15 protein-coding genes are annotated in these 16,633 nt (G+C 44.2%); 8 read left to right on the top strand and 7 right to left on the bottom strand.

Going from position 1 to position 16,633, the window contains the following annotated elements; genetic code table 11:
- Positions 1 to 18: 18 nt before the first annotated feature.
- Together NLX78_RS06855 and NLX78_RS06860 are read right to left on the bottom strand one after the other, a co-directional pair.
- Positions 19 to 963: a Gfo/Idh/MocA family protein gene (locus NLX78_RS06855; RefSeq protein WP_254349976.1), complete on the bottom strand. Its 945-nt coding sequence runs from the start codon at positions 961 to 963 to the stop codon at positions 19 to 21.
- A 163-nt stretch (positions 964 to 1,126) separates the two neighbouring features.
- The gene (locus NLX78_RS06860; RefSeq protein WP_025722249.1) at positions 1,127 to 1,816 is read right to left on the bottom strand and encodes a TerC family protein; all 690 of its coding nucleotides are present in this window, start codon (positions 1,814 to 1,816) and stop codon (positions 1,127 to 1,129) included.
- 352 nt (positions 1,817 to 2,168) lie between these two features.
- On the opposite strand from NLX78_RS06860, the gene NLX78_RS06865 reads away from it, so the two are divergent.
- Positions 2,169 to 2,786 (top strand): TVP38/TMEM64 family protein, encoded by a 618-nt coding sequence (locus NLX78_RS06865; RefSeq protein WP_254349977.1) that lies wholly within the window; start codon positions 2,169 to 2,171, stop codon positions 2,784 to 2,786.
- Between the two features lie 179 nt (positions 2,787 to 2,965).
- Positions 2,966 to 3,937, top strand: a complete 972-nt coding sequence (gene msrA / locus NLX78_RS06870; RefSeq protein WP_235309519.1) for a peptide-methionine (S)-S-oxide reductase MsrA — start codon at positions 2,966 to 2,968, stop codon at positions 3,935 to 3,937.
- Between the two features lie 103 nt (positions 3,938 to 4,040).
- Here msrA and NLX78_RS06875 read toward each other — a convergent pair whose 3' ends face one another.
- Positions 4,041 to 4,844 carry a lipid II flippase Amj family protein gene (locus tag NLX78_RS06875; protein ID WP_302057306.1) on the bottom strand — a complete coding sequence of 268 codons (804 nt, stop codon included), beginning with the start codon at positions 4,842 to 4,844 and terminating at the stop codon, positions 4,041 to 4,043.
- Between the two features lie 151 nt (positions 4,845 to 4,995).
- Between NLX78_RS06875 and NLX78_RS06880 the strand changes: the two genes are divergently transcribed.
- The gene (locus NLX78_RS06880) at positions 4,996 to 5,445 is read left to right on the top strand and encodes a DUF2188 domain-containing protein (protein ID WP_069289863.1); all 450 of its coding nucleotides are present in this window, start codon (positions 4,996 to 4,998) and stop codon (positions 5,443 to 5,445) included.
- A 66-nt stretch (positions 5,446 to 5,511) separates the two neighbouring features.
- Here NLX78_RS06880 and NLX78_RS06885 read toward each other — a convergent pair whose 3' ends face one another.
- Complete coding sequence (locus NLX78_RS06885) at positions 5,512 to 6,216, bottom strand: YitT family protein (RefSeq protein WP_013310869.1); 705 nt, start codon at positions 6,214 to 6,216, stop codon at positions 5,512 to 5,514.
- Between the two features lie 460 nt (positions 6,217 to 6,676).
- Positions 6,677 to 7,567 carry a DMT family transporter gene (locus NLX78_RS06890; protein ID WP_061829040.1) on the bottom strand — a complete coding sequence of 297 codons (891 nt, stop codon included), beginning with the start codon at positions 7,565 to 7,567 and terminating at the stop codon, positions 6,677 to 6,679.
- 302 nt (positions 7,568 to 7,869) lie between these two features.
- Here NLX78_RS06890 and NLX78_RS06895 point away from each other — a divergent pair, with 302 nt between their 5' ends.
- From NLX78_RS06895 to NLX78_RS06910, 4 genes are all read left to right on the top strand, one after another.
- Positions 7,870 to 8,271, top strand: coding sequence for a YhjD family protein (locus NLX78_RS06895; protein WP_069289864.1), 402 nt, complete (start codon positions 7,870 to 7,872; stop codon positions 8,269 to 8,271).
- Positions 8,272 to 8,487: 216 nt separating this feature from the next.
- The gene (locus NLX78_RS06900; RefSeq protein WP_061829038.1) at positions 8,488 to 9,951 is read left to right on the top strand and encodes a spore germination protein; all 1,464 of its coding nucleotides are present in this window, start codon (positions 8,488 to 8,490) and stop codon (positions 9,949 to 9,951) included.
- The gene (locus tag NLX78_RS06905; protein ID WP_250268750.1) at positions 9,944 to 11,035 is read left to right on the top strand and encodes a GerAB/ArcD/ProY family transporter; all 1,092 of its coding nucleotides are present in this window, start codon (positions 9,944 to 9,946) and stop codon (positions 11,033 to 11,035) included. Before NLX78_RS06900 ends, NLX78_RS06905 begins: the two co-directional genes overlap by 8 nt.
- Positions 11,032 to 12,153 carry a Ger(x)C family spore germination protein gene (locus NLX78_RS06910; RefSeq protein WP_250268751.1) on the top strand — a complete coding sequence of 374 codons (1,122 nt, stop codon included), beginning with the start codon at positions 11,032 to 11,034 and terminating at the stop codon, positions 12,151 to 12,153. Before NLX78_RS06905 ends, NLX78_RS06910 begins: the two co-directional genes overlap by 4 nt.
- A gap of 14 nt (positions 12,154 to 12,167) precedes the next feature.
- Here the strand turns inward: NLX78_RS06910 and NLX78_RS06915 are convergent, their stop codons facing one another.
- Positions 12,168 to 14,693, bottom strand: a complete 2,526-nt coding sequence (locus tag NLX78_RS06915; RefSeq protein WP_254349979.1) for a transglycosylase domain-containing protein — start codon at positions 14,691 to 14,693, stop codon at positions 12,168 to 12,170.
- A gap of 216 nt (positions 14,694 to 14,909) precedes the next feature.
- Here NLX78_RS06915 and NLX78_RS06920 point away from each other — a divergent pair, with 216 nt between their 5' ends.
- Entirely contained in the window at positions 14,910 to 16,178 is a 1,269-nt protein-coding gene (locus NLX78_RS06920) for a DNA polymerase IV (protein WP_235309511.1), read from the top strand.
- Between the two features lie 154 nt (positions 16,179 to 16,332).
- Here NLX78_RS06920 and NLX78_RS06925 read toward each other — a convergent pair whose 3' ends face one another.
- Positions 16,333 to 16,620, bottom strand: a complete 288-nt coding sequence (locus NLX78_RS06925; RefSeq protein ID WP_061829033.1) for a stage VI sporulation protein F — start codon at positions 16,618 to 16,620, stop codon at positions 16,333 to 16,335.
- Positions 16,621 to 16,633 lie beyond the last annotated feature (13 nt).

Here is a 16,633-nt window from a genome sequence, read left to right on the forward strand (position 1 = left end):
ACGTTCGGATGTTCCATATTAATTACTCAAACGGCTGATCAGCTCGTCAGCCAGCATATGGCTATCCAATACTTTTCCAGCCCGTACAGCACACTCCTCTGGACGATGAATATGCTCCAGAAAATGATTTACGACTCCGGTGAATCCCCGTCTTTCCAAAATCGTATCCCAGCTTCCAAAAGCTTGCGTTAGTGGTGAATGATTTTTTTGCATAAAAACAGCCTGTTCCATATTTGTTACTTCAACAGACCGTCCTGCCCCGTGAAGCTCCAGCTTCTCTATGTCAGCTCCTGCCTGTCTACTCATACTGTAGCTTCCGGTAGCATTCCCCAAACGTACGGTCCCGAACGCAGCATCCATATATCCTTCACTCGTCGTATTCAGACTACTATGCAGCAGCTCATAATCATCGCCACCCAGCCATAAAAGCAAATCAAGCATGTGAATTAAATCATCATAAACCGTCTGTGCCGCCGGTCTTCGATCATATCCAGTACGGTGTTTAATGGCCGCACATTGACTGAATCCACCTGCTTCCTCTAACCATGCTTTAGCAGCTACATAATGCGGGGCAAAACGTCGATTAAAGCCCACCGCCAGCAGCACGGCCTGCGCTTCCGCAAAAGCGGTCATTTCCAGATTCTGACGAACATCATAGGACAACGGTTTATCGACATACACGGCAATCCCTTTTTCAATACACGCCATAACCAGATCAAAATGAGCTTCGGTCGCGGCATGTATAAATACAGCTTCCGGTTCCCATGCTAGCAGCTCCTTCACATCTGTCGTTCCTCTTGGCAACCTATATTGCTCCATAATGGAACTCACCGGCTCCTGTGAACGGTTCATGACACCTACAATATCTACACCTTGGTGTGCTGCCAGTAACGGTAAGTATACTTTTCGAGCAATACCACCCAGTCCTGCAATAGCTACTCTTGTCTTCGTTTGCTTGTCCATTTCGTTCCCACCTCTAATCTCTCATTCATCTGTTGTCTAGTTTACATGGAAGTCTGCTGAGAAGCAAAGAAAAGAGACTGCTCCGGGTCCAGTTGGACCTAACGGAACAGCCTCTATGGCAGGAACGTTCAACTTCAGCTAAGTTTACTTAATGTAAGTTAGTTTAGGCGTGCTGCGCTTGCTTTCTTGTTTTTTCACTTTTAATTTTTTTAACACGCATCCCAATGGCTACAACCAGAACCACAACCAGAACCTCAAATCCGTATTTAACGACCCCGTTCATAAACCAGTGTGCAATCAGCGGTTCCGCCACCACCATTTTGGCGGCAGTATAAGCCAGTACAGCAGCCCCGATCGTAATAACTACTGGGTAACGTTCAGTCAGCTTCAAGATAATCGTACTTCCCCACACCATGATTGGAACGGAGATTGCCAGACCCAATATAACGAGCAACATGTTTCCATGAGCTGCTCCCGCAACAGCAAGTACATTGTCGAGGCCCATCATCGTATCCGCGATAATAATCGTGCGGATCGCTGCCCACATTTGATTCGTAGCTGAAATTTCATGTTTTTTCTCTTCGACCAGCAACTTATAGGCAATATAGATAAGTGCGAGTCCCCCAATCAAACGCAATCCGTAAATTTGCAATAAATACGTGACCAGCACTGTAGCAATCACACGAATGATGACCGCTCCGACCGTCCCCCAAATAATGACCTTCTTTTGATTGGCCTTATCAACATTGCGAGCCGCCAAACCGATTACGATCGCATTGTCACCAGCTAGCACCAGATCAATGATAATGATGGATACTAATGCGGTTAAAAACTCAATTGACAAAAAATCCATACGTTTCTCCCACCTTTTTTTATTTATTTGTTATACTGTACATAGTTCAGCGCTTTATACTAAAAAAGCGCCATTTCACGGAATCCGGAAACGGCGCTTGACCCAAATTCGGCATCAAAAAAAGACCATTTACCCGGATTCCTAAAATCCTGGCAAAGGTCTCGCTTACAACATTACGTTGCCAATAAAGCCGGGGATTAAAAATCCCGTAATGACGACTTTACTCGTTGAGCTACTCCCCTTTGGGAACTATTCTGTTAGTGGCAGTATAGCACACATTATTGGGAATGTGAACCCTATTTTTTTCTGTATAAGCGATAAGCCGAACAGGGATATTGAAAGAGGTATGTAAATGAAAAAATGGCTACTCGTCACGGCTTATGTTTCGCTGCTTTGCATCGCGTTTATCTACAGATATGATTGGCTCGCCTGGGCGGACAAGCAGACCTCCTTCCCAGTTCTGCTACTGCTCGCATTTTTATTCGCGCTAATTCCGTTTGTGCCTTACAAGCTGATTATCGCCTCCATTGCTTATGCCGCAGGCCCCTGGCAAGGTGCTCTGATTTGCTGGCTTGGCACTACATTGGCTGCGTTGGTCGTTTTCACTGCAGTACGTACCCTGTTCCGTGACAAAGGACGTGCCTATTTGAAGCGGGTTCCCGCATTGGAGCGCTTCAATCGAGTCATGGAGAGGGAGCCTTTTGCTGCTATTCTGCTGGCTCGTCTGATTCCAGTCATCCCCCAAGCAGCGGTAAATGTATACGCTGGAGTAGCAGGGTTTCCGTTCTGGAGCTTTATCCTAGGTACAGCTATTGGTAAGCTTCCCGCAATTGCGGTGTATGCTTATGCTGGTGGCACCTTTGCAGAACACCCAATCACCGGTTTGCTCATTTTGGTGCTATATACTGCACTGGTGGGCGGCGCCTTTATACTCTACCGAAAAAGGCTTCAACGCGCCAACAGAACATAATGCGATGAGTTTGCCACCGTCTCTGTAGGAAGTTTCATTGCGATTTTTAGGACATAGCCATTTACACTACGGATTGCTTTCTGACCTTTCGTTGGATTTTGCAAAAATCTCGTATATAATTTAATTGTAAGCTATTTAAATAACAACTAATTAAACATTCTCAGATTGGAGTGACAAATATGAGCACCAACAATCCACACACGGTAGAAAAAGCAACTTTTGCAGGTGGCTGCTTCTGGTGCATGGTTTCCCCTTTTGAGGAATTACCCGGTATTTTGAAGGTTAGATCTGGATACACAGGGGGACATACCGAAAATCCTACCTATGAAGAGGTGTGTTCTGAAACAACGGGACATGTGGAAGCCGTACAGATTACATTTGACCCACAAGTATTCCCGTATGAAAAACTGTTGGAGCTCTTCTGGCAGCAGATTGATCCGACGGATGAAGGTGGACAGTTTCACGATAGAGGTTCATCCTACCAAACGGCTATTTTCTATCATAATGAAGAACAGCGAATCAAGGCAGAAGCTTCTAAAGAAGCTTTGACTCAAAGTGGCCGCTTCGACAAGCCGATTGCTACACCGATTCTGCCTGCGGCCACTTTTTATGAAGCAGAAGAATATCATCAGGACTATCATAAGAAGAACCCCGCTCATTACAAACGCTACCGCAAAGGTTCGGGACGTGAAGATTTTATCGAGCAAAATTGGTCCGGCAAGATTGATAAATCCGATCTTAAAGATCGGCTGACGCCTATTCAATACGAAGTAACACAAAAAAACGCGACCGAGCGCCCTTTTCAAAATGAGTTTTGGGATCATGAGGGTGAGGGCATTTACGTGGATATCGTATCAGGAGAGCCCTTGTTCAGTTCATTGGACAAATATGATGCAGGTTGCGGTTGGCCCAGCTTTACCCGTCCGCTGCGCAGCTACAATGTCAAAGAAAAAACCGATCTCAGCCATTTTATGATCCGTACCGAGGTGCGAAGTCGTGAAGCTGACTCTCATTTAGGGCATGTATTCGATGATGGTCCAGGTCCAGATGGTTTGCGTTATTGCATCAATTCTGCCGCGCTCCGCTTTGTGCCTCAAGAAGATTTGGAGCGTGAAGGATACGGAGCATATAAGTCATTATTTGAAAAGTAAGTAGCCATAGAATCACTGGGGCTGGCCCGCGATCTATCTTTAATAGATGATCACGGGCCAGCCTTTTTGGGAATGGCTGCACATCATTACGTAGGCTAGCAATTTAACTCATTACCCATCCAAGCCAAATGGCTAGCGGTACTAGCAATAGCTGAGCTAATAAAGTACCTGTCAAACGCGAGATGATCATCCAGCCGTACATGCTGTTCATCCGAGTTAAGGGTAGCTCCCCTCGTAGCGTTTTCTCCGACAGAACCGCCAATCTTGGATCAATTAACAAGGTCAGTAATACCGTTGCGACGCCATTGATTAGACCTGACGACATTGACATGGCTGTACCTTGAGCAGGCCACAGGAATGATGCATATAAAGCAGATACTACTCCAGTTGTATAAATGGCAGTAACAGCTATATTCAGAATAATTAGACGCTTGGGTATCGCTCCGCCAATCAGTGAGGTTAGCATGGACCAGGTAGGGCGCTTTATGTAGTAGCCTGCATGCTTCCAGCGACTTCGCAGCATTAAATGACGCACCAAAGCCGGAATAGATCCGGTATGCTCCAAATGCACAATCCATCTGGCTGACATGCGTACCACTGTTGGATACAATAAAATAGCAAGCATGGTTCCAACGGTTGCTGCCAGCAGTACCCCATGCATATATAGTTCCAGTCTAATATCCGTTCCGCCCACTTGTGCTGTAGCTTTAGCCTGATCGACCATCCCTCCGAGTAAAGGCCCCTGCGCCATGTTAGAGGTGCGTGAAACCAACAGCAGCATTCCCGCAACGGTTAACGCCAATCCAATCCGACGCGCTCGCAAACCACCAAGCCGGAGAGCATAGGACAAGCTATCTGTAGTATGAATGATGATAGTCAGCAAAAAAACAAAACCCCAGGCAAGCAAATGCTTCACTCCTTTTCCTCGTATTCTGCACACCATTATACGCTTTTTTTCAAGATACATTTTACAATATATTCATTTCTTTGATTTCCGTTTGTTTAAGCCGACAACGGGTAATACATAATACATCATCTGCTATAAGGAGTGTGCAACTATGCCTTGGAACAAACATGATTACCCTCCATCCATGAAAAACCTGGAACCTCGGGTGCGAGAAAAAGCCGTTGATATTGCTAACGCTCTACTCCGTGACGGCTATGAAGAAGGACGCTCGATTGCGATTGCCACTTCCCAAGCCGAGGAATGGAACGATAATCATCCTGCCGAGCAAGATGAGAAACCTAAAAAACATGAAAAACAGCATTCAAGCGAAAATGTACACGACCATCCTTCCGCTTCTTCCGATGAGAAGGAACCCATTCATGTGGTGCCGTACGAGGATCGCTGGGCAATCAAAGAAGAGGGATACAACCAGCCCATTTCAACCTTTAAACACAAAAACGAGGCGATTGATGAGGCTCAAAGTTTTGTAGAACGCCAACAGATTTCTGCAATTATTCATGACCGGGATGGACGCATCCATTCTACTTTAAAGCCTTCCTGATAGAAGCTGAATACAGCGAAAGGGTGTTACGAAAGAAGATTTCTCTCCTGACGTAACACCCTTTCCTTATTGACGAAGGCTGTGGACGACCGGCACTGTTTTGGCAACTACCTTTTTAGCGGGAATAGCCGCTGGCAGTACCTTTTTCACAGGTCGGTGCAGTTGGAACGTGGTCGTCCATGTAATTATTTTTCCGGCAAGCCACACAGCCAGTATTGTAAACATTGTTTCCTTCATAGGCAGATACAACAGTGATAATCCTAATACGATGATGTCACTGACAATAAACACGTTGCCGATTTTCCACCCGCGCCACTCACTGATCAGCAGAGATAAGATATCATCGCCCCCGGTTGCTCCACCGAAACGCAATACGATTCCGGCTCCCAAACCTGTAAGCACCCCACAAAGTAGAGCAGCTATCAGCAGATTTCCATGTAGATCTATAACCAGAGTCGAATACTTCTCAAATCCTGCATAAAACAGTGAAAAAGCGACGGCTCCGATTAACGCAAGCAGCATAAATCTTCTGCCCTTCAGTACCCATGCCAGCAATATGACGGGAATATCAAGCAGCAACATACTCCATGCTGGAGATATGCCAAACGCGTAATGTCCCAGCAGGGCCAAGCCTGCAAATCCGCCTTCTGACAAATGATTTTGAGCATTAATGTGATAGTACGTAAAAGCTAAAATGCATGTTCCGAGCAACATGACAGCAATCTGTCTCAATGCTCCATTGTTCACGATAGATTCGTAAGTTTTCCTCATACAGGCTCCCTCGGTTTCTCGTAAGTTTGATGTGGATGAACCCACTCTTACGGAAGCTACCGGATAAGATGTGCCTGGAGGACTTGGTCCTTCGCATGTACAATCCCCTCTTCCGCAGAGTTGGCTTTCGCAACTTGACGTTACTCCGCGGAAAAGCTAAGTATAAGACAGATCAAATCGTTTCCAAATCGTCCTTTGGGGAAGTATCCTTCGGGGACACATGGTATCCTGATCCTTTCTTTTGTGGAATAAAACTCCGACATTTCTGTGGTGCATATAATTCTATAATTTATTATACCACACCTTGTCACCTGCTAAACAGCTTGCTTTTTTGCTGCACCATATTTTATTTTATGTGTGAGCATGCTTTATTGTATGTGCGAATTAACGTATTATACCGAAGGTTTGGCGAATGTACATTTAATATAGCCCAAAGCGTATTTTATTTCTGTTTAGATTATTATCCACTTAATTTGGCGGTTCTACGCTGGTTGGCCATAAACACCCCTCCAAGTATAAGGACAAGTCCTGTAAGAACATTCCAGCCGATATGTTCATTCAGGAGCAAAAAGCCCCATACGATGGCACTTACTGGCACAAAATACGTCACCGAAGAAGCAAATTCCGCGCTCCCCCGCAAAATCATGTAATTGAACAAAATATATGCTACTCCTGATCCCAAAACTCCCAGCCCTATAAGGGAACCCAATACACCTGGATCAGAAACAATCGACAAATCAGGTCTCTCCACAATTGCCATCATAATACCCCCCCCTACCGCCGCACCAAACAGTGTCGCAAAGGTAGCCTGATACATGGAAAGATTGGAGAGAAAACGTTTGGAGAGCTGTGTTCCAAATCCATAGCAGAGAGTCGCAAGCAGCATACACCCAAAACCTACAGGATCAACAGAAATAATAGATGCAGGATTAATACCCAATAAAATAATAATTCCTACAAAAGCGAGCCCCATTCCTAACCACTGCATCCGATGAAAAATAGCCCCGAAAAAAACAAGCCCCACCAACATGGTCCATATTGGCGTGGTGGCATTCAATACAGAAGCCATGCTGCTAGCTATTTTGGTCTCGCTAAAACCGATCAATGTCCATGGCAAAACCATGTTGACCAAAGCTACCAGAGTAACCGATTTCCACGGAATGCTTTTAATTTTAAATGGCCTGCGCATAAGTAGCATTAATAAGACGATAAAAATAAGCCCAAAGCTGGATCTAAGAAATACAATAGTCCACGGTCCTACTTGATGTAGCAACAACACCTTGATAAACATAAACGAACCGCCCCAAATGAGGCTCAACAATAATAAAGCTGCATATAACGAACGTGACAATATGTATACCTTCTTTCTCCACTTTCTTAAGTTAAATAGTAGAGGCTGACCGCAGTCAGAACGATCTCCTCTTTTATGTAAGTTTTTATCCTTTAGCTTAACATAAACTCTGTTTGACTGTCATTGGCGATAAACTCAAGAATTCTTTACACAATGGCACATGGGTATCGCTCTCTACCACTTTTCCAATAATTGAGGATTGCTTTTGCCTTGGAAAAATCCCTATGATGAGGTATAAACAGAACATACGTTCTATATAAAGATTATATATTGTATTCTTACTCGGAGTAAAGGAGATTTTTATGCCAAGCCAAAAGACACTGAACCACAAGAATAAAGCTCCTTTGCCTTCTGAAGAAGACGCAGGGCTAGTCAAGATCTGTGTACTTCTAACTCTTGTGCTGGATGTGCTGGAACGAGACATTCGTATTATACATACCTCCCCTCTAAAAATGCCTGATTTGTATGTTCGTAGCCTGACTGGAGTACAACAGCGTGTAGCTGTTCAATTAGCAGAGACAAAGGCGCGAATGAAAACACTAGGGGTTAAAATATACAGCGAAATCCGAAATCATGAAGGCGTAGAGGTTTTGTATATATGCCGCGGCTATCAAAGACGATTTTTCATGCTTTCATCCTTTGCCCGCAGCGAGGTCCGGCGGAAACTGGGACACTATCTAGGAATTGATCCGACGCAAGATTAAGCCCCCTTGTAATCTAGTCTCTAGTTCTTGCACGATTAAATTTCATTCCTTGCAAAATAACCAACCCATTTCCCATTTTCAACCTAAATTCTAGTATAAAACTATTGCATTACGCGAAGTGAAGGTGATTCAAGAATGGATAAGTCACCAGATCATGGATAAATTCAATCCATATGGCACACATTATGCCTATCTCATCCAAAAAGGAGGGCTCTCTTGGCTGGACATGACGCAGCTTCCGTTGAATTAAACAGAAATGTTTCCTTTATTGAGCAAGCCCTTTTTTATACGGATGATTTAAAAAAACAGGCAATTTCCGTTGACGGCAAAGACGGTATGCTGCTCTATATTGATTCGCTCGTAGATCAGGAGATGATTCAAACTCATATCCTGAGTGCCTTATATGAGAAAATCGATGCAGTCTCTCATCAAATGTTCACCACCTTAAGCAGTCAAAAAGACACCGACCTTCAAAATGCTGCTGATTCGCTTATTCAGGGATATTGCATTTTTATGATAAATGGAGCGGAAGAATTTTTTATCCTTTCTTCCGAAAAGACGTATGCTCGCAGTACGGACGAACCAGAAAACGAAGGGGTTATTCGGGGACCGCACAATGGATTCATTGAGCAGTTATCCATCAATCTGAATCTGATTCGCAAACAAATTGTCACACCGTCGCTGGTTGTACGCTACTTCTATGTGGGATCTAAAACCCGGACTAAAATCGCTATTGTCTATGTTCAAGACTTGGCTAATCCTGAGCTAGTGGAAGCAGTAAAAACGAGAATTAAAGCGATCTCCTCCGATATGGTGCTCCCCCCCGGTTTTATTCAAGAGTTTATTGAGGACAACCCTTTTTCCCTCTTCCCTCAACAGCTCAGCACGGAACGACCGGATCGTGTGACCGCCAATCTAATGGAGGGACGGATAGCGATTTTGGCTGAAGGTAGCCCTACTGCTCTAATAGCTCCCGTCTCTTTTTTTGCATTTTACCAAAGTCCAGATGATTATCACGGCCGTTGGATTATTAGTTCATTTCTAAGAACGATTCGAATGATGAGCTTTTTGATCGCTTTTACGCTGCCTGCTATTTACATTGCGACAATTGCTTTTCATCCAGCTATTTTGCCACTAGAGTTGGCGCATACCATTAAAAAATCACTGGAAAATGTTCCATTCCCAGCGATTGTGGAGGCTATGCTGCTTGAATTGATCTTTGAGGTGCTACGAGAAGCCGGGGTCCGTCTACCCAGTCGGGTTGGCCAAACTATTGGAATCGTTGGTGGTCTCGTCATCGGAGATGCTATCGTTCGGGCTGGTCTCGTGTCGTATACGATGATCATCGTCGTCTCGTTAACAGCCATTTCTTCTTTTTTAGTGCCTTCTCATGAAATGAGCTCAGCGGTTCGTATCCTTCGTTTTCCGATGATGATTGCTGCAGCCTTGTTTGGATACATTGGCATTGCTTTCGGTTTACTTTTTCTTACTATCCACCTTTGCAAGCTGGAGACCTTTGGTACGCCCTACTTTGCTCCTCTTGCACCATTCCGGCTCGGTGATATGAAAGATGTTTTTATCCGCTTTCCAATTTGGACATTTCATCAGCGACCATATGATTCCCAAGCCCAAAAATTGAAGCAGCAGAACGACTCTAGGAGCTGGAAACGACGTGAATAAAGAAAGTACCATTGCATCGGGTCAACTTTTTTTTCTCATCATCAAGTTTGAGATTGGCGTAGACATTTTGTCACTTCCCTATCAGATGCACCTTTCAGCTAAAGGAGGGGGTTGGATATCTGTCATTATTGGCGGCCTTTTGATTCAACTCATTATTTTGATGTGCTGGCTTCTGCTAAGACGTTTTCCCTCCTCTTCGATTTATCAAATATTAACCCAAATTACTGGTTGCTGGATTGGAAAAGCATTGACTGTGGCTTACATTGCTTACTATCTGCTTATGGGTACCTCCGTTCTTGTGAACGCATATGACGTCATCAATCGCTGGATGCTGCAATATACTCCCCGTTGGGCTATACTTGCCCTGTTTTTGTTCAGTAGCATATATCTGGTTCGCGAAAATTTAAGAACAATTGCTCGAGTGCTTGTTTTAATTTCATTTCTGATTTTTCCCATGATGCTGTTAATTAGCTATGGTATAAAGCAGTCCAACCCGCTTTATCTGCTACCTCTGACTGAGGCGGGATGGCCCCGTATTATTGTCGGTTCAAAAGAAACGCTCCTAGCGATGTTTGGTTTTGAGTTCATTCTTGTCGTCTTTCCCATGGTTGAGGGCAAAAGTATAGGCAAGCTCAAGTCAATTTTGGCAGCTAACGCGATCGTGGTACTATTGTATTGTTTTACTGTATTTACCTGTACAACCGTGTTCAGCCCCCAACAGCTTGAATTAATGCCGGAGCCAGTCATTTATTTGCTCAGATCCATTCCACTGGGAACGATGGATCGGGTCGATTTTATTTTTCTACCGATTTGGCTCATTTCGATCTTTGGTGCTATAAGTGGTTATTATTATGCGGCGTCTTACGGAATAAGCTATCTATTCAAGCAAAAGAGCCACAAAAAGGCGGTTCCCTTTGTTGTGCTCGCCTCATGTTGTATTGCCTATTTGCCTCAACGAAGAGAAGATTTCGAGCTTATTGGTTCCATAGCTAATAACTCTGCTTATATTTTCCTAATTGTGTTCCCTTTTCTGCTGCTGATCCTATCGTATCTCTTCAAAAAAAAGGAGGGACCTGAAACATGAAAAAAAAGAGCAGAGCGCTTGGAATGCTAACTCTACTCATTTTTATAACAGGCTGCTGGGATCAGGACAATTTGAAGGATGCCCGAATGGCAAATGCATCGGCTTATGATCTCACTCCTGAAGGCATGTTGCTGCAAACGCTAGAAGTTGTAGACGATTCTCAAAGCAATCAAGGTAAAAGCACCAATGAAATTCACTCAGGCACCGGTCATTCCGTTCGGCAAAGCACAGACAAAATCCGGGCTAAAGTAACCGGGGATATCCGCTTTTTCAAATACGGAGTTATTCTGTATGGTACAAGCTTGGCCCGAAAAGATCTATATCCCTATCTGGATGTGCTGTATCGTGAGCCTGACCATCCGACTTCCCATGTCAAGGTAGCTATTGTAGATGGATTAGCTGGAGAAATAATAGATCAAAAAGGCATAGGTAACCTCTTAATTGGCGAATTTATAACCAAAAAAATCAGAAGCCTTGAGGAAATGTGTATGTTCCCGGAAATGACACTGGAGACATTGCTCCCCCCAATGCTTGATCCGGGTCAAGATTTTGTGCTTCCCTATCTTTCCAAAGAAGGAGAAGATATTGCAGCACGTGGAATTGCCTTATTTCACGGACAAAAATTCACAGGAAGCCTAAGTAATGAGCAAGGTGTTTTATATGTCCTGATGACTGGAAAGTGGAAAAATACAGCTCGCTTTGTAAAAAGGATACATCCAGGATCTGTCGGTGATGTGCAAAACTTTATTACGTATCAGGCTAACATTCAGAATGTCAAACGTAGCCTTAAAGTGAAAGTTCAGCGCGATGGACAAATTGATGTGGAGCTTAACCTGAAATTGCCTGTCGATATTGTTGAATATGCACGTAATCATCTTCAAGATAAAGCTAACGTACGGCGTCTAAACCGTCAACTTTCCGAAATCATGACCCAGGATGCGGAACAAATTATCCGTACACTTCAGGAAAATGGATGTGATGCCTTTGGCGTAGGCAGACAGTTGATCGCTCATCATCCAGCAGTATGGAAAAGTGTAGATTGGAATAAAGAATATCCCAATGTCCGTTTTCATCCGCAGGTCACTGTAGACATTGTCGGGAACGGCATTTTAAACTAAGCCGTTCCTGTCGTTTAGTTTTTGGGTTGATCAGATATTATTTCTGGATAAATAACTTCATCAGATTGGGTTTTGGGAGTCTCACTCTGGCTTTCCGATTCAGAAGGAGTCCCCTGTTCGTTTTCAACAGAAGGTTGCGAAGTATCTGTTGATGGCACATCGTTATTCTCATCAGGCATTTCTATCTCTGTGTCTGCTTCAGGAACAGCAGGATCCGTTTCCTCTGGTGGAATTTTCTCTTGATCTATTGCAGGTATCTCAACCTCTGGGACTTCTTTTTCCTTGATATCTGGTTTGGACGGGACCACTGGTCTAGCAGAACGCGGAAGCCGTTCTCTTCCAACTTCAGTAGGCACATACTTTTGATTAAACCAGTCAGTCACAAGTTGACCCGATTGACGGGAATAACGCCCTGGCAGCTTACCTGTAAGGCTAGAAACCGTAACTCTTACAACACCTTCCGGCCGTATAAAGTGCTTATTCTTAAAAAGTTCAGGCTGGTCCTTGACCGCCTCATTCATGATCAGTGCCCACACTGACTGTGCTCTGGAATGGCCTTCTTGAGATAATGTATTAACCTGTTGGCGGTAACCAGCCCAGACGCCTAATGTAACGTCAGGTGTGTACCCCATAAACCACACATCACCAAAGTTTTGTGTTGTACCGGTTTTACCGGCGATATCAATGGCACCGTAGCTTTTAAAAGCATTTTGCAGGCGTTTACCAGTTCCCCTCGGATCTGATATAACAGTTTTAAGCATATCCGTCATCAAAAATGCGGTTTGCTGCGAATATACACGCTTCGTCTGCGGTTTAAATTCATATATGATCTTCCCGTTGGCATCCGTAATTTTGCTAATCAGATGAGGTGCATTATATACACCCATATTGGGAATCGTTCCATATGCTCCAGTCAGTTCCTCGACGGATACCCCTTTGCTTAGTCCACCTAGAACCCCTGTCTGAGCATGTTCATCCTGCGGCTGAATCGTCGTAATTCCAAGAGAACGCACAAAATTCCAAGCGTTTGGAATTTTAACTTCATATAAGAACAGCCTCAGTGCAGGGATATTGATTGACCGATTGAGTGCTTCACGGGCTGTCATAAGCCCCTCGTACCGTCTGTTATAATTTTTAGGAATATGATAACCTTTACGCCCGTCTTTCAATATGATTTGTGAATCATCAATAAGACCGGCTGGCTGAGTGTAGCCCTTTTCCAAAGCAGGTAAATAAGCAGCAATAGGCTTCATGGCAGAACCGGGCTGACGTGTCATTTGAGTTGCATAGTTCATTTGCTCGGTATTAAAATCCCTGCCCTCGATCATACCGAGTATAGCCCCTGTTTTATGATCAATCATGATTGCTGCAATCTGCTCTAATCCCTTCTTCTTACTGTATGGAGAAAAGTTTTGTGGATTGGCTGCAATCTGCCGCATATTGTTATAAATTTTCTTATTTATCGTTGTATAAATTCGATATCCGGACCGTTGCAACTCTTCTCGCGTATTTTGAAGAAGCTCGGCATACTCAGGCTTGGAAATCTCGGCTGCTGTGATATCGGGATTTTGTTGGAGCGCTAACAATTGGGCGGCTTCCCGCTCTGTCTCCAGCATCAAATAAGGGAATGTGTTATAGCTTTTTTCGCGATGTGGCGCAAGAGTGGCTTTCACATCAAATTGAAGCGCCTCGTTATATTCGGATAGCGTAAGTTTACCTGTTGCCAGCATTCTTCCCAACACGACACGCTGGCGCTCCATCGCTTTATTGAAGCCTTCTTCATCAAAGTTCCCTTTACCATCAAAAGCGGAATAAACAGATGGCAGTTGGGGAAGACCTGCCAAATAAGCCGCCTGAGCAATATGAAGCTTATGTAGATCACTTACATTGAAAATCCCTAACGAAGCAGACTTAATTCCATATAAATTGTAACCAGCGGAACCATTACCAAAGGGCATTTTGTTTAAGTAAGCCGTTAATATTTTATCCTTACCCATAAAACGCTCCATACGCAGTGCCAGCAGCATTTCCTTCACCTTGCGGCTGTCCGTCTTATCCAGACTGAGAAAAACCCTTCGGGCTACCTGCTGCGTCAGTGTGCTGCCGCCTGTTTGGCGGTTTTCATTCAAAAGCTTCTGCTTAACAGCACGAGCTGTTCCCTTTAAATCCACACCACGATGCTCATAAAATTGGCTGTCTTCCGTTGAAATGAGGGCGTCCACAATAGACTGAGGGACATCCTTCAGATCAACGAGCTGTCGATCCTCCTCCATGCGCATTCTTCCAACCGGAGTTACCTGATCATTAAAAAATACAAAGCTGGTCAGAGCGTTCTCATTTACCTTTTCATATATCAACTGACGTGAGCGTACAGGTTCATCATGAACCAGTGCCGCTACATAACCGGATATAAGACCTCCAGCAAATAGCACTCCAAGTACACCCGCAAACGAGAACCACTTGATATTAATCAGCAAAACTCTGCCAAAAATACGCCACCTACTGCGTTTTTGAGATGATGGTCGACGTTTTGGGTTCATAAAAATGGTTTTCTCCCCTCAATATCCATTCATTTCCACTTGTTTTTGCTCAAGATATTATGATACGCCATGTTAGGTTTTCCGTAAACTGTAACGTTCCAAAAAATACATTTGTATTAGGAACACTTGTTCTGTATATAATACTACTATAAGAGTATACATTCAAGAATATTTTGGAAGGATGATCCACACATATCAGGAAAGGAGGTCGTATTTTTGGAGGAACGCAGAAATAGAACCATATTCTTATCGGACTGCCAAAGTTTTTATACTAGCATCGAAAAAGCAGATGATCCCAAATACCAACATAAGCCACTCGTTGTGGCCGGTGACCCTGCACTTCGTTCAGGCATTATTTTAGCTGCGTGTCCGCTGGCCAAAAAATACGGTATATCTACAGCAGAACGTCTGGGAGAAGCGGTGAAAAAATGTCCTGACCTTATCATTGTACGTCCGCGTATGCAGCATTATATCGATGTCTCATTAAAAATAACAGAAATTTATAACGAATATACGGATTTGGTTGAGGTTTTCAGCATTGATGAACAGTTTCTGGATATGAGCGGAAGCCTCTCCCTGTTCGGGGATCCGGTGAGTATTGCAAGTGAAATTCAGCAAAAGGTACTGGCACAAACAGGAGTATGGATTCGAATTGGTATCGGCTCCAACAAAATGCTGGCTAAAACCGCAACAGATATATGGGCTAAAAAAAATGACAGTGGCATTTTCTTGTTGCCTGCATCCGATATTGCAGCGTTGCTATGGCCCCAGCCAGTACGTCTTATGTTCGGCATCGGTTCACGAATGGAACGGCATTTGGAGAAGCTTGGACTACACACCATTGGAGATATCGCACGTACTTCCTTACCTCGGCTACAGGACAAATTCCGGTCTCATTTCGGTAAGCAGTCCGATATTCAGGCAGAGGTAATATGGCGAACTGCTAACGGGATCGATCACAGCCCGGTCAAGCCGGAAACATTTAATACACCTCCCAAATCCATCGGTCATATGATGACTCTTCCTCGAGACTATCTCCAGCCTGCGGAAGTGGAAACCATCCTGCTTGAACTAACAGAGGAGGTGTGTCGGGACGCCCGCCGCAAAGGATATATGGGCTCGGTTGTGACTGTTCATTGTATATGCAGTCCCTACGAGGCACCAACCGGATTCTCCCGACAAATGAAGATACCCGATCCTACAAACCATACCCAAAAGGTATATGAAACCGTTAAAAAAATCTTTTATACTTTTTGGAATCATATGCCTGTGAAGCGCGCAGGAGTTACTTTAAGCGGATTGGTGGATGATCAACTGTATCAACTGGATTTTTTTGAGGATCAGGAGCGATCCCGTGCTTTGGAAAAGGTGACGGACACTTTAAAGGATCGGTACGGTCAGTCCATCATCATGCGCGCATCGTCCTTAACAGATGCCGGGCAGGCCATGGAACGGTCTATCAAAATTGGCGGTCATTACAAATAAAAAATCTCATGATAAGCTCACACTAGCTATTGCCCGGGGAATGAACTAACTAAAACAAACCAAAAAGGATCGCCTGATATCAGGCAATCCTTTTTTTTATCTGTGCTTCACAAAAAACATGGAGAGCGCTTCGAAGCACCTCTTCAAATAGCAATCAACGGAACATTCCCCACAGCTTGATTAGATGGAATGTATTGGACGGATCAATTTTTTGTGCCAATACGAAGGCGGTCAATTGCTCCTCCTGCGCAGCCGTCAAACGCTCGTTTAAAATAGCAGAAGTAGTCTTTACAAGATGACGCACCTTAGCTTTATTTTGCAGGTCCGCTTTAGTCACACCTTCGATCTGCTGCTTAACCCGATCCTTGAGCGCACGATTTTTCATTTTCAACTTAATCCGCTCCACCAGTTGCGGACTGATTCCATATTGCTGATAGCTCAATGTTGCCACACCT

It is taken from the genome of Paenibacillus sp. Lou8.1, from assembly GCF_024213565.1.
GTDB lineage: Bacteria > Bacillota > Bacilli > Paenibacillales > Paenibacillaceae > Paenibacillus > Paenibacillus polymyxa_B.

Coding starts and splice junctions, on each gene's coding strand:
- NLX78_RS06855 (WP_254349976.1), bottom strand. CDS start 963: ATGGACAAGCAAACGAAGACAAGAGTAGCTATTGCAGGACTGGGTGGT.
- NLX78_RS06860 (WP_025722249.1), bottom strand. CDS start 1,816: ATGGATTTTTTGTCAATTGAGTTTTTAACCGCATTAGTATCCATCATT.
- NLX78_RS06865 (WP_254349977.1), top strand. CDS start 2,169: ATGAAAAAATGGCTACTCGTCACGGCTTATGTTTCGCTGCTTTGCATC.
- msrA (WP_235309519.1), top strand. CDS start 2,966: ATGAGCACCAACAATCCACACACGGTAGAAAAAGCAACTTTTGCAGGT.
- NLX78_RS06880 (WP_069289863.1), top strand. CDS start 4,996: ATGCCTTGGAACAAACATGATTACCCTCCATCCATGAAAAACCTGGAA.
- NLX78_RS06885 (WP_013310869.1), bottom strand. CDS start 6,216: ATGAGGAAAACTTACGAATCTATCGTGAACAATGGAGCATTGAGACAG.
- NLX78_RS06895 (WP_069289864.1), top strand. CDS start 7,870: ATGCCAAGCCAAAAGACACTGAACCACAAGAATAAAGCTCCTTTGCCT.
- NLX78_RS06910 (WP_250268751.1), top strand. CDS start 11,032: ATGAAAAAAAAGAGCAGAGCGCTTGGAATGCTAACTCTACTCATTTTT.
- NLX78_RS06915 (WP_254349979.1), bottom strand. CDS start 14,693: ATGAACCCAAAACGTCGACCATCATCTCAAAAACGCAGTAGGTGGCGT.